A 14,609-nucleotide genomic window follows, 5' to 3' on the forward strand; every position below is an offset into this window, starting at 1 on the left:
TATAGTGGTATTTTGGTCGCGGTCGTGTCGCAGGTAGTGCAGGTAATTGTCCTGGAAAGTACAACCCGATACATAATTCGACAATCCATGCCAACCGCGAATCGCATTTTCAGATGAGAAACTGGTGAAGAAATCCAATCCGTCGCTACGGGTGATGAGATCCAGAATCACACTGGCCTTTACCTTGATATCAAATGCAGCCCGAAATTCCTCTTCGGTCATTTTGGCGATGGATTGATCTCGCAATACCAGGGCGGAGTGGATAACGCCATTGGGCGCACCAATGTCTGCCGTGGTTTCACTATGGAGACGCGCCATCTCAGTAAAGTCACAGGCATCAGCACTGAAATACAGGGCCTTCCCTCCCAGGTGGGCAACCTGGTCGATAGCACCCTGAATCTGGTCATTGAGCGGGCGACGACCAATCCAGACAAGTGTTGCCTGGTAGCGCTCAGCCAAATAGTAACTCAGTGCCTCACCGATTCCTCCGGCGCCACCCAGAATCCAGTAGACACCCTTGTGTCGAAATGCTGACGGCTGCGGGTTATTACCCGACGCGCTCGCAATACTTTCAGTTAATTTTTCTGTCCGATACATGTAGCGCCCATAGCAGGCTCCACCTCGGATCGCCAACTCCCTGATATTGTCGGTTTTAGCCAGGCCTTCAATCAAAGCCAGACTTTCGCCCAATTGATCAGACTGAATACATTCGCGGGCATCCAGATCAACGCAGATACTTTTAATCCAGGAGTTTTCCCGCGCAAACACTTTAACCAACCCGGTCAATGCGCCACTGTAAGGGTTGAGTTGTACCAGGGAATTGCCCGGGTCATAAAGATCCCGGGTAAGTACCACCAACTCCAATGCCTGCCGCTGCGCTCTGGTGGGTGCGCGCGCCAGGGCTGTCATCAGCTTCAGTAACGCAAGGGGCCCCCGTGCTTGCGATTGAGCCAGTTGCGCAAGCACATCCTGCGCCGCGCCATTATCAATTGGATAATAGAGCCCGCCTAAAAAGTAAATACGAATACTGTCCGGTAACAACTGCAACACCCGGGCAATATCCCCTGCCTGTGTACAATCAATTTCCACCAGGTCCGGCGTATGCTCGCAATAGCGACTCCCCAACAGTACCCGCTTGATCGGATGCCCCTGCCAATAACCAGCCAGATGGGTTGCAAAAGGCGAATCATCATCGGCGTCCTGGAAGATCCAGATGGTGTCGGGAACCCGGGCAGATGGAAGTACCTCAGGACTCTCCGGTACCCATTTGGGTAGCAGTATTAAATCGCCAATGCCTTTTTTGGGCGCAAGGTCCTGCATTGCCTGCCGGCTCATACGCCAGGTGCGCAAGCCCTCTACGCTCATGACCGGCTCACCATTTGCACTACAGATATTGAGATCGGCAGCGAAGGAATCCCTGGACTGGCTATCCTGGTTTCGCAACTTCGCATGTACAAACAGCTTGGCAGCCGGCAGCGGTAAACCCGATTGTTGAGAGCACGGTTGTTGGAAAAAAGTAACGCGATCAATACTCAGGGGGATGTAGGGTTCATCGCTTACGCCATAAACCGGGTGAGCCAACACCGCTGCCAGATATGGCTGCAAACACACATCCAGGATCGCGGGATGGATACTGTAATCGGCCAGGCAACCAGCCAAGGCCGGGGAATACTGCACCTCCGCCAATGCCTCACCATCGCAATAATGGATAGCAGTAAGCGAACGAAAATCTTCGCGCCACTCAAACCCTTTATGCCAGCCTTCCTCATAAAACTGCACAACCGGATACTCCGTGGTACAACGGTTGCGGATGGACATCAGATCCAGTGGTTCCCGGTTTACCATCCTTGTCAGGACATCGCCCTGGCTGTGCACTTGCAATTCATCGTTATTGCGCTGACTTACCAGACGATAACGGGATTGCCCCTTGGCAAAATCGTTTTCCTGGCCAGGCTCTATCAGTACCTGAACCGCCAATGTATCCTCGGCCTCCAGCACCAATGCCTTGCCAAAAACCAGGTTTTCAATCGTCAGTGCGTGTTTTTGCGGCACGGGATAACGCAATGCCAGTGACGAAAAAACCAATGATAGATGGAACGAGCCCGGCACTATGGCTACACCAAACACCCTGTGATGATCAAAGTAGGCTTGGCGCGCCAGACTGATCTGGCTCTCAAACACTTCGCTCTTCCAAGCGTAAGCAGAGAGATGGCGATGGATCAGGTCAGGCAAACCATCGTTTGGTTTACCTGATATTCCCGCCACTGGGACAACCGCGCTTTCAAAATTAAACATTTGTCGCTGGAACGGATAGGTTGGCAATACCACCCGCTTTACCCCTTCTGGGATCGGCTCCCCGCTCCAGTCGATAAAAATTCCCGCCATCCAGCAGCGCGCGAGCAGCATCGGCCAGACCCGTAACGGATCCTCATCCTGGGGAATAAAAGGCACCTCCGTCGGGGAGGATGAGTCCAGGCTCACCAGCAACACCTCCGGGGTCAAACTTTCCCTATCAGGCAGCTTTGCATGCGCGTCATCCAACCACAGGCTTTCATCACCAACAAATAGCGCAGCAAAAACCTCCTCCAACGAAAGTTCTCCGCTTACACACAAAGCGGCAAGCGCACCCTTGCCCTCACCCGACATCATTAGCGCATCGCCACAGAGTTTCCGCAGAGCCTTACCCAGGGCGATTGACAGCATCAAGGCAATAACATGGGCCTGAATGTTGCCCGCACGCTTGCTATCCAGTGCCGGGAGAAAATCTCCTTCAGACGCAATGACATCGAGAATAGAATCCCACTCCGTGCATCCCGGCATCAATGGAATAGAACCGGTTTGGGTTGTACTCCATTCGTTCCAGATACTTAAACAAAGCGCCATCTCTTCATACAGGATGGCGTGAGGCTTAAGGCACAGGTATAGCCGCTTAAGCTTTGTGATGGATAACTCTGGAACCCAAAGACAGAGCGCGCTCCTGGCTTCATCTGTCATAACCGGTGTATGGGTGAGTAATTCCGTACATTGGGAAACGTCATTAGCGACAAGCGCCACACGGTAAGGCCAGGCAATTCGGCCATGTTTTAACGTGAAGGCCACATCTGCCAATGACAGGGACGGATGCCGGGCAAGGTGATCCTGCATCCTTGAACACACAGCAGCCAGGGCCTCGGGGGTCTTCGCTGACAACAGCAGTAATTCTGCCGAAGCGTCAGGGGAGTAAGAATCAGGCGAGGTATGGGCTTCGAGGATCATATGCACATTAGTGCCACCCACCCCCAGGGAGGTAATACCGGCCCGTGCCGGGGTATCAACATCCGGCAATGGCTGTACATCGGTATTAACGAAGAACGGGCTACGAACAAAATCAATAGCAGGATTTGCCGCGTTGAAATGTAAGGTGGGAGGAACGGAGTGATTCTTTAACACCAGCAGGGTTTTGATAATGCCCGCCATCCCGGCGGCAACATCCAAATGACCGATATTGGTTTTTACCGAGCCCAATGCACAAAATTGTCGCTTGTCGGTGTAATCGCGGTAGGCCTGGGTAAGCGCAGCGACCTCAATCGGATCCCCCATGGGTGTGCCGGTGCCATGGGCCTCAACAAACAGGATGGTATCCGGGTTCACGTCGGCGATAGCCAGGGCATCGCTGATCACTTCCGATTGTTTATCCAGGCTGGGCGCTGTGTAACTGGGTTTAACCGCACCATCATTATTCATGGCGCTGCCTTTAATAACACCCAAAATATTGGCGCGCTCCGCCAGCGCGTCTTCCAGCCGCTTGAGGACAATAACACCTACACCATTGCCAAAAACGGTTCCCTGTGCGCGATCCGAAAACGTCCGGCAGTGTCCATCGGGCGATACCATACTGCCCTCTTTATGCCAATATCCCTGATCCAGCGGATACATCACGGTGACCGCGCCCGCCAACGCCATATCACATTCGCCGTTAAGCAAACTTTGACAGGCAGTGTGAACAGCAACCAGGGACGTGGAGCAAGCAGACTGCACGGTAAACGCCGGCCCACAGAGATTCATCTTGTAGGCAACACGAGTGGCAATAAAATCTTTATCTCCCCCCTGGCGATCTTCAAGGTACTCCATGAAATCGAGATTTAGGGCGACTTTTTTGCGCAACATGTTATTGAGCAAATAGGTATTGCTGGACGCACCAGCAAACACGCCTACGGGATAATCAAATGCTTTCTGGCTGTAACCCGCATGTTCCAACGCCTCCCATGCGCATTCCAACAGGCAGCGTTGTTGCGGATCCATTCTGCGAGCTTCACGTGAAGAATACTTAAAGAAATCAGCGTCAAACGACTCCACATCAGCAAAGCTGGAGGTAACGGGAATATAGCCGGGATTGGCAAGCCACTCATCCGGAACCCCCGCCAGGCGCAGCTCTTCCCGGGTCAAGGTGCGGATTGATTCCTTTCCAGCCCATAGATTGGTTTCGAATTCTTCCACATTTTGTGCACCGGGGAACCTGCACGCCATGCCGATAATTGCAACATCGTTCAAAGTTTGTCTCCCTCAATTTGTCGAATGTAATCCCATCAGTCAGGTGCAACCCGAGCATTTGCAAACAGGACTTAGAAGAGCAACGCTTGTTCAACAAGGCTCCAACCATCACACCGAATGGCTGTATTACATTGTTTTACTACGCCTGGCCTGCAACGCTTTACGTTTCTCAATACGCTGTTGACTTATCGATTTTTGTGAGTGCTCAGCAGGTGACAACGCATCCAGATAACGTGCAGCCTCTGCAATGCAGGGGTATTTAAAAAATTCCACAGCGGTGTAGGGCTTGGCAAAAGTCTCGGAGATAACCTTTACCAGGGTGGGCACCAAAATTGAGCTTCCGCCCACCTCAAAAAAATTGTCTTCTAGCGAAAAATGATCTGCATCCAGGATCTCTGCCCAAATCCCTCTTAATTGTTTCTCTGTAAAATTTGCCGCGCGCACTGAGCGAGCCATCGGTGTCGAAAGATTCAACGCGTCCACATCAACACTGCCATCGTTACGTCGGGGCAAGCCATTAGTCGGCTTATATATCACTGGAATTTTATTGCCGCGATAATCGCATAAGTCAACATGTGGAATCTCACCCATGGAGGATTCGTAATAAATAGCTACCTGACTGGTCGCCACACAATCACCCACTATTTCTCTGGCAACGTAATTTTTGGTTTCATCCAGGCCGATATAAACAACAGGCTCGTTCACCTCAAGTGCAATCAACAAGGATTGGAATCCCTGTCGCGCAGTCAACGCCAAAAACCCTTTGGCGTCGCTATTTTTGTAGCCCCGACTCATTCCAATATCATCCCAGTTGCTCCAGGCTATACATAGGCTGCGCAATTGGCTGTGCGAATGAAGATGACGGGAAAAGGCTTCAAGTGCCGAGTTGACTGCGGTATAGGCCCCCAGTGTCGCCGCACCGAAGTACCCGAAAATAGATGAGAAAGAGATAAATAATCCTGTGGAATTTTTTTCCTGCAAGCATAGGGCGAGATGTTGTGCGGCATGCAGTTTTACACGCGCCTGTTTTGCAATGGATTCCATGGACTCCTGTTCAATAGTATTGGCTTCATACAGCGCTGCCATATGAATAACACCGTCGAGTGCGGGTATCGATGCAAATAATGCTTGCACTTGCAGGGGGTCGGTAACATCCACGGCATGATAATCCACTCGCGCATTTGCCATCCCCTGCAATTGCGCCATTTTACTACGTACCGGCGCAGCATCCGCCGCTGAGCGACCTATCAGAATAAGCTGGCACCCCACTGTACGCACGAGTGATTGCGCCACTTCAAAGCCAATGCCCCCCAAACCACCGGTGATCAGGTAGGTTCCATCCCGGCGCAATGCAGGTAGCAGTTTTTCTTGCGTAACATGAAGACATTCAAGGGACTTTTTTAACCGCTGCTGCCCGAGAAAAGCCACTGAGTCTTCATGTCCAGTAGAATTGACCTCTTGCAAGATAAGGTTAAGCAAACGGTTAAAGTGCGTATCCGCTTCTATTTTCAGGCATCTGGTGGTAAGTCCAGGAAGTTCGTAACGCGCCGTGCGTAGCAACCCCGAGGCCATTTCCACATCCGCGGAAAACAGTTGACTATCGAATTGCTCAACCAGCAAGTAGGTTATATTTTTTTCTTTCGCCAACCTGAACAAGCTTTTCAAGCTGTTTAAGGTTCCAGGCAAAACCTGGCTGTGGGTATCACTATAAAGAGGCCACAGATTTATTACATCATAGCCAGATGATTCGGCTGTGATCTGCAACAATACTTGATAAAAATCTTCATCCTGGCCAGGGCGTACAGCCCATAATTTTTCGGATAACCTTTCACACTCCGCTCCTGGCACAATACAAAACACATTGGATGTACCAGCTGCCTGCAATAACGTCTGAGCGTTATGCCTATCAGTAAAAAATACGAGGTCATTACGGGTCGCAACAGCATGGCTTTTTGCAACAGGCGCCAACACCCATTTATCTGTAAAAAACCAATTCACCAAGGTGTGCTCGTTGCCCAACAGGAGATCCATATCCTGTATGGCCTTACTATAAGCACCTGCCTCAAATGAAGTTTTTAATTGGTTGCGCTGAATCTTACCGCTGGTGGTTTTAGGGAACTCGCTTTCGTTAAGTGGCAAAATATAGCTAGCAACGATACCAAACTCTGCCGTCACTTTACGTTTAATATCCATTACGGTTTGTTTAACAGCATCTGCATCATCCTTAGCCGCAACAAAAAATAGCGCCAATTGCTCCGTGGCTTGATGATTGGTGCGCACCCCGCAGGCCGCGGCAAAAGTAGGCTTCACCCCCTGGATTTTTTCAATGGCAGCTTCCAGGTCATAACAATAATAATTAGCGCCCTGAATAATGATAACTTCCTTGGCTCTCCCTGTAATAACAAGATTATTATTGGAAATAACACCCAGGTCGCCTGTGTCATACCAACCATTATTGAACGAAATCGCATTCACCGCGGGATTGTTCAGGTAACCGGGTGTTACTACATCGCCTCTCACACATAAATGCCCAACCTCTCCCTCCGCACAGAGAAGATTCTTCTCATTGCGAATACTTATTTCTACTCCGGGGATCAACTGCCCAACAGCGACAAGCGTTTGAGGTTCCTTTATATGATTACCAACGTTTATATGATTGCCAACGTTATGCCAAATAGCATCGCGCGACGAAAGTGAAAAATTATTTTGGTAGGTGATGGCTGTGCAGGTTTCGGCGGAGCCATAACAGGGCCTCATGGCATTTTCCCGAATCCCAAAGGATGCTGTCATCGCCAAAAACTCTGCAATCACCCCCAGAGTCACCTGCTCACCGGCATTGAGCATCTCTTCCACATGGGTTAATTGCCATTGCCTGTGGGGATTTTTTTTCAGGGCATCAATCACCAATTTGAAACCAAAATTGGGAGCCCATGTATGGGTTACCTTGAACGACTCCAGATAGTCGAGCCATGCCAAAGGCTCGGACAAAATACGATTGGTGTGTACCAGGACATGTTCGATCCCCAAATAGAGATCTTTAAAATGCATCATTAATATGGGAGCCACATGATCAAGCGGCAACCAATTCAAACCGACATTATCACTGTTATAATTGCTGAATTGCGCAATCGCATTAATATGGGCGACCACACCTTTGTGTGAAATTTGCACGCATTTCGAGTTTCCCGTACTTCCGGATGTTAATTGATGAAAAACCGTAGCACCCGGTTCTGGAATTTTATATTCAATGACAGGTTCAAGCCATGGGAGAGTGTCATAATCAATCACCTGCCATTGGTTTTCACGCACAACATCCAATTGATGAATGCGCTGGGCCAAACCACCTCCCGCCAGAATTTTTGCTTTTCCCAAAACGGTTAGCGCATTGACCAATTTTTCCTGCAAGCTGATTGTGTGAGTTTGCGCCGCACTCGCAACTGTCAAGGGGATCATTCCCCCCAGGAGACATGCCCAGAAGGCAGTTAGGTGATCACGCAAGTCTGTAAACTGCAAAACAACAAAATCACCACCTTGCAGGGCTTGTGCCTTAAGTGCAGCCAATACACATTGGGCCTCATTCAATAATTCGCTATAGGTCTGGCGTTGCAGGCAACCTTTCTCATCAATATAACAAATACCTTTTTGTGGAAATTTTTCCACTGTCCTCAACAGCGCTTCAACCATATTCAGGGGAGCATCATCTGGTAACTTCAGCTCTGCTCCACGCAAGTAGGCATCCAATCTCCGCGTGTTCCCCACAGGCTTAATCGCATCCCTTGCAGCGGAAATATCCTGGACGCCATTGATTTCTATAGCGGAGGTTTCGAAAAATTGGCTGTAACCGAAACGGTCTATATGAATGCGTGCTGGCTGCAAATTTGTAGCAGCCAACGTGACCGCACAATGCACACCGTACTGAATTTGAACATCTTCTTGCCAGCGCTGTAATTCGCCTGCATTCAACGCAGGCAAGGAGAGCAGGCGATCAAGGTTTATATTTCCATCACTATCACGTGGAATTCGGTTCACCGAACACAAGGCTACAGTACACTGAAAAATATCCGGCACTTCCAGATAAGCCTGAATTTTGGCTAGCAATGCAAGATCGGATAATGACGTAGCTTTTACTACATATAGAATACATTCAGAAGCATTATTCGCTACCCAGACATGAGATTCGTATAGCAGCCCATCTCGCTGAGCCCGTCGGAGACACATCATGTACGCAGAATACAAATCCAAGGCTCCATCCAACATAACTATTAATCTCCGACAATCAACCCAACAAGTTGTCCTTTTTAATAATTGTAATGTAAGCGAAGTTTGGATTAGCTCATTTGCGTGCCGCGAAAAACAGCTCCAATCACATCAATTATTTTTATCCTAAAACGGCTCGGGATGCTATCAACATTTTTAAACAACGTCTAGCTTTGCGCAAAAAACCGCATTCATCATGAGATTGCAAATAAGCGCGCCACAAATGTATTAATTGGCGCACAATTCAAAATATTTACAGAATAATTTTATTTTTTAACCTTAATCAACAAAGAAAAAATTAACGATCAATTATTCAAGTGAAATCCTTAACGATTTTTTGGTGAATACTTCACACAATATTTTGTTGTGCTTTTCTGCCACCCTGAAAAAATGATTACTGCGCCACCACTGAAAAACCCACCAACTTACACAATTCATCCCAAAACGTTTTGGATTCACAAACACATAGACATAGGGAAAACTTTTACAATTGCAGCCGTTCTCAATGCATTCGTAAATAGATTACTGGATATTTTTATGGCCCTGCCGTGCAGCGGCAATTAGCAGCTTCACCTTTAACGCATGAAAAATATTCCCGCACCGGCTTAGCATAACAATTTCTTTTACAGCCCATACGTAAACGGGTGTTCGTTCAAATTTCTCGAAATAGATTAAACACATATTGGTATTGAGGATGGACACGACATAATGCAAGTTGAAAACCTGCTACACGGGGAGGAAAAACGAAGGTGAGACTTTAAGTATGCACGGGCAGGCTTAATCAACCGGTTGAGAATGATATGTAGGCGGCATTCTGGTAGTGACAAAGCACCCTGCGCGGGTGCTGATCGCCATGGCCTAAAAGTAGGTTTTCCAGCCCAACTCCACCACATCATCACGGCGCACATCCAGGGGTAATTTACCGGAGGAATAGCTGACAAATAACCCGGATGGCGAAGTAAGGCTGAAGCTGCGCACGCTGTATTTATCTAGCCCAGCGTTGCTGACCACTGTCGCCGGGTCTATCTCACCCCAGTGGCGATAGTTGATGGTAAAAGCCAGGTTTTGGCCAAAGTGCGATCCCACCGGCATCCACAGGGATAATTCGCCGGTATAGCGATAGAACGCCGAATTATCCCCAGCCATAGCGCGCGGTGTTTCATCATTGGGCTCCACCTTATCCACACCCAGGCGAATCGCCGGTGTCAGCCCCAGTGCCCCTAACAGGCTATTGGTTCCCCAGGCTTCATATTGGCCAAAGACAAAGGCACCAAAGCGGGATTGCTGTGCATCAAAGCGCTGGTCGCTCTCATAGCCTGCATCGATACCCAACTGGTAAAACTGGAAGGCATTCAGGTAATCACTAATGTTGTCGAGCAGGGCAAAACCTTTGCGCTTGGCAGCGCGACAGGCATCGCTATTACCCGCACCCGGCCCGGCACACAGCGGCGCAGCAGCAATGGCCGCTTCGGTTAGCGACTGGCCAAATGCATCGCTCTGGATGGGAATACGCGAAGACCAGGCATAGGCGACCGCCAGGCGGGTATCCAGAAAATTGCGCGGGTTTTTGTCGCTATCGCTGGTGAGGGTGCCATTGGCATTGAAGGCGATGGTAGAGCGTGAATTCCACCGCTCACTGGAAGGTCGATCAACCTTGACCAGTTTTTTATCAATCGCATAGCTCAATCCCAGCAAGCTTTCCCCGTCACTGGCATCGAGGTTTTTGAACTCCAATCCGAGCGGAACATCACGCCCGTAGAGTTTGGTGAGCACATGATTGAGGAATTCAGGTGAGTGTAAATCGGTATCCAGGGTGTCCTGCAGGGCCTTTTTGTCAACCTCGCCACCGGTCACCGATTTAACACCGGCTTCTACCAGAGCCTTGCAGCTATTGATCGGCAGATCGGGAAACTTTTCCTGGCAAAACCCGGATAGCCGCTCCGTATCTGACAGGTATTCATCCACAAAACCATCGACCAGGGGATTGGCCAGGGCCAGGCCCGGCATCCATCCCGAAAACATCACCAACAGCAGACGGCATCTGTTCGGCAACATTAGATTTCTCCCAGGAATTTGTAGTTGGCGTCCACAATATCGGCCAGGTCGGCCATGATTTTGCTGCCGTCATTCAAGACCGCTTCCATCTCTTCGATCGCCGTGGTGCGATCCGCACCCTGCTCATAACACGCGCGGTACAGTGCCGTAAATACGCCATCCAACTTTTCGGCATGGCTGCGTGCCTTGGCCGCTTTCAGCTCAGGACTGCCGCCGACAGTAAATTCGATAATAAATGGGGTATGCCATTCACCCACTTCATCAAAACCGGCATCGCGCTGGTTTTTATCCCAGATTTCAAACAGCCATAAACACGCATGTGCGCGGTTGTTACTATTCCAAGCCATATTCCTTCCTCCACGGGATAGAGACCTTGCATAGTAACTGAGATTGTAGATTGATTACCAAAAGGTTATGGCGAAACTTTTGCAGAACAACCTTTTTAAAAGGTTCTCCTTACGTTGACGAGCGCGCCTGAAATTGTCCGGGTGAGACAAGCGCTTGATAGCGGAAATCGCGCAGTTGAACCTGGCCGGAACCCACGCAGTAAATCGCCGGCTTGAGGCTCAGGAATCCGCCGAACACATTATGGTGCAATCCGGAGACCTCCATACGTGTGGGATGTAATTGCCAGCTGCGACCATTATCGCGCGAATACTCATAGGTAATCACATGCCGGTCGTTCGTCAGGCGAATGCGCAGGTTGCGGTTTTTTAAAGGTACGCGAGCCCAGGGATGCTCCTCGGCATATTGATGGGTTTTAATAAAGCTCCCGTTAAAACCTATTCCCACATACGCCTTGTGGTTGTAAAACAGCAACAGTCCCGCCTCGGCATCCCCACTCAATGACAGGCTCAATTCCACCCGGTAGGCGCGATCCACGGCTGTACAGGTCAGTGGTGAACTGTCGGCGGGCGAATGGCCGGTACCGCTCAACACCAGGGCTTTTTCCAGGTACTTCACGCGCGACATTTCCTGCGCGCGCGGCTGATGGAAACTCCAGTGGATACCTAACCGATTGCGAGAGAAGTCGTCTGATAACGCCATACCGGCAGGCCCGGCTTTGCCTTGTCCGGGCTTGGCCATGGGTAATGACAGGTCACCGCCCCGGGCGCGAAACCAACCATCGTCAGTCCACTCTATCGGCTCCAGCAGGGTCTGCCGCCCCAGTGTCCTGAAACCATTTTCGTAGGCGTGATACACCATCCACCAATCACCTTTAGGCCCCTCTACCAGGGTGGCGTGCCCCCTGGACCACCAGGGCTCTGCCTCCGACAGGGTACGCACCAACGGATTGTGTGGACAGTGTTCCCAGGGGCCATGGATAGAGCGCGCTCGCGCCGCAATAACCATATGCCCGGTTACGGGCCCGGCTGTACCACCCACCGCCGTGACCAGGTAAAACCATTCACCGCGCCGCATCAACTTGGGACCTTCAGGAGCAAAATTTTCCACGATCCAGTGGTCGGGATAACGCCAGGGACTGTAGGCATGCTCCAGCTCACCCTCGGTTGCAAGTCCATCATCGGTCAGGCGGATTTTGCGGATGCCATTAACAAAAAGGTAGCGCTTGCCATCCTCGCCCACAGCATGGCCGGGATCGATACAGCCTTCGATGTGCAAATCAATCGGATCACTCCAGGGGCCGCGAATATCGTCGGCCCAGATCACATAGATCGACCAGGGTTTTCCCTCGGCAGCTGCGGGAATGTAGATGTAATAGCGATTGTTGTGTTTGCACAAATCCAACGCCCAGACAGTGCCGATATTTTTTTGCAGTGCCGCCCCGACAGGTGCCCAGTTAACCAGATCGGTGGAGTGCCAGAGCACTATGCCGGGATAGGAATTAAACGACGAAAAAGTCATGTAATAATCCTCACCATCTTTGAGGATGGTGGGATCGGGATGATCGCCCGGCACGATGGGATTTAAAAAAGTACCATCGCCCAGATCCGCCGTGCGCTGGCCTTCGATACCCTGCCCCCAGCGCCATAGCGGGGCGCGAGTACAAGCACCGACCAGTGTCGCCTGCGCAGCCGCCAGGGCAAAGGGCGAGGCCACAGCACCGGCAACACAGGCTTTAAATAAACCCCTACGGGTTGCATCTAACATAATCATCTCCGTTTAACACCTGTGGGTGAGGTGAACCACCGCCCAGAAACAGTTTTCCTGCACGATGATTACTGTCGCTGCAACTCCAGCAAATACACATCGTTTTCACGCAATGGCAGGCTCAGGTTGAATGCGCCATCTTTGCCCACCCGGATTGCCCGTTGCTGCTGCGGCTCACCGGTAGCCTGCGCCTTCAGGTCGACCACTTGCTGGCGCGTTAACTGCGCGGGAGACCCCATATTGATGTAGGCGGTGTAGGCATCATTTTGGCGATAGCCCACCTGTGAAAGGCTCAGGGTATAGCGACCTCTTTTCAGGCCCTTGACCTGGACATTTACATCGCCCTTGTTGGCGGCGGGCAAATCCTTGATGAAATACTGTTGGTTATTTACACCATCGGGCAGGGTGTAGGTGAAATCCCACAGCAGCACTTGCACATTGCCCTGCGCATCGCGCGCGGCGAAGGATTGCTGATCCGCATTGCGCAACTCATCAGGGCCGAGTTGGTTCAGAAATTGATAGGCAAAATAAGCCGGCTTTTTTATACCCTGGGTATTCATCAAACCGAAACCACCATGGAAGGCTTCAAAGCGCGGGCCAGCCTCTTCAAAAATATCGGTAAATACCCAATAGGACATCGACTGGACGGCATCGCCGACCTGTTTTAATTTTTGCAGGATATAAGCTGCCGAATGGTAACTATCGTGCATGGGGTCAGCAGGGGTATAGGAAGAACTCCACTCGGTGTAATGCAACTCCAGGCCCGGCATAGGTGATGCGGCAATTTCCTGGCGATTTTTCAGTACATCGCCACTCACCGCCCACTCATCTTTGGCGAGTACTGTACCGGTGGTGCCATATTCGTCCAGGAATCCCTGGTGTACGCCATAGGCGTGGGTGCTGACAAAATCCAGGGGCACCTTATGCCGGTTGGCATAGGCAATCATTTCCGGAATCCAGGCTGCGCCGGCAGTCGCTGGCCCGCCGATGCGGTAACGGCTGTCCACACGTTTGATCGCGCGCGCCGCATGGGCATAGAGCTTGAAATATTCCGCTTGTGTGCCCGCCCAAAAACCATCGAGGTTGGGCTCATTCCACACTTCAAAATACCAACTGGCCACTTCCTCGGCGCCATAGCGTTTTGTCCAATGCTCAACCAGGGTTTGAACCAGTTTTTCCCACTTGTCATAGCTGTGGGGTGGTGTGACATTGCCGCGCCACCAGAAAATTGTTTTATCGCCACTGGCCAGTGCCGACGGCATAAACCCCAACTCCACAAAGGGCTTCATGCCAATACTGAGGATATAGTCGTAGAGCACATCGACATATTGGAAGTTATATTGCTCGCGCCCCTGGCTATCGATACGGTAAACCCCCATATCATCCGTGAGCAAACCGTGCATGCGGATGAAATGAAAACCGGCATCCTGTTTGACTTGCGCCAGCTGCTGCTGCCAGTCTGCACGCAATCCTTCGTTAGCGCGGCCGGCGCCGACACTGGTTTTAAAAAAGGTATTCAACGGGCCCTGTACCTGGTTGGCATCAAGGACGATACGGCGCTCCTGGGCAACAGCACCCACCGTCACTGTTAAAACGCATCCCAGCAGAAGACGAAAAATAAGATTGATATTCACGTGGCATGTCCTGTGTTTTTT

Annotated in this window: 6 protein-coding genes (1 of these 6 cut by a window edge); all 6 read right to left on the reverse strand. The window is 50.7% G+C overall.

Annotated elements, in window-relative coordinates; translation table 11 throughout:
* On the reverse strand, positions 1 to 4,530 hold the 5' portion of the coding sequence (locus CJA_RS18780; protein ID WP_012488582.1) for an L-histidine N(alpha)-methyltransferase. The gene continues 1,902 nt to the left of window position 1, outside the view; only the first 4,530 of its 6,432 coding nucleotides appear in the window; the start codon lies at positions 4,528 to 4,530; its stop codon lies beyond the left edge, outside the window.
* A 126-nt stretch (positions 4,531 to 4,656) separates the two neighbouring features.
* Complete coding sequence (locus CJA_RS14455; protein WP_012488583.1) at positions 4,657 to 8,787, reverse strand: SDR family NAD(P)-dependent oxidoreductase; 4,131 nt, start codon at positions 8,785 to 8,787, stop codon at positions 4,657 to 4,659.
* 858 nt (positions 8,788 to 9,645) lie between these two features.
* A complete protein-coding gene (locus CJA_RS14465) occupies positions 9,646 to 10,842 on the reverse strand; it encodes a hypothetical protein (RefSeq protein WP_012488584.1) in 1,197 nt (398 codons plus the stop codon).
* The gene (locus CJA_RS14470) at positions 10,842 to 11,189 is read right to left on the reverse strand and encodes a hypothetical protein (protein ID WP_012488585.1); all 348 of its coding nucleotides are present in this window, start codon (positions 11,187 to 11,189) and stop codon (positions 10,842 to 10,844) included. Before CJA_RS14470 ends, CJA_RS14465 begins: the two co-directional genes overlap by 1 nt.
* A 109-nt stretch (positions 11,190 to 11,298) precedes the next feature.
* A complete protein-coding gene (locus tag CJA_RS14475) occupies positions 11,299 to 12,954 on the reverse strand; it encodes a family 43 glycosylhydrolase (RefSeq protein ID WP_012488586.1) in 1,656 nt (551 codons plus the stop codon).
* Between the two features lie 68 nt (positions 12,955 to 13,022).
* The gene (locus CJA_RS14480) at positions 13,023 to 14,588 is read right to left on the reverse strand and encodes a GH39 family glycosyl hydrolase (RefSeq protein WP_012488587.1); all 1,566 of its coding nucleotides are present in this window, start codon (positions 14,586 to 14,588) and stop codon (positions 13,023 to 13,025) included.
* Positions 14,589 to 14,609 lie beyond the last annotated feature (21 nt).

The sequence above is a fragment of the Cellvibrio japonicus Ueda107 genome, from assembly GCF_000019225.1.
GTDB lineage: Bacteria > Pseudomonadota > Gammaproteobacteria > Pseudomonadales > Cellvibrionaceae > Cellvibrio > Cellvibrio japonicus.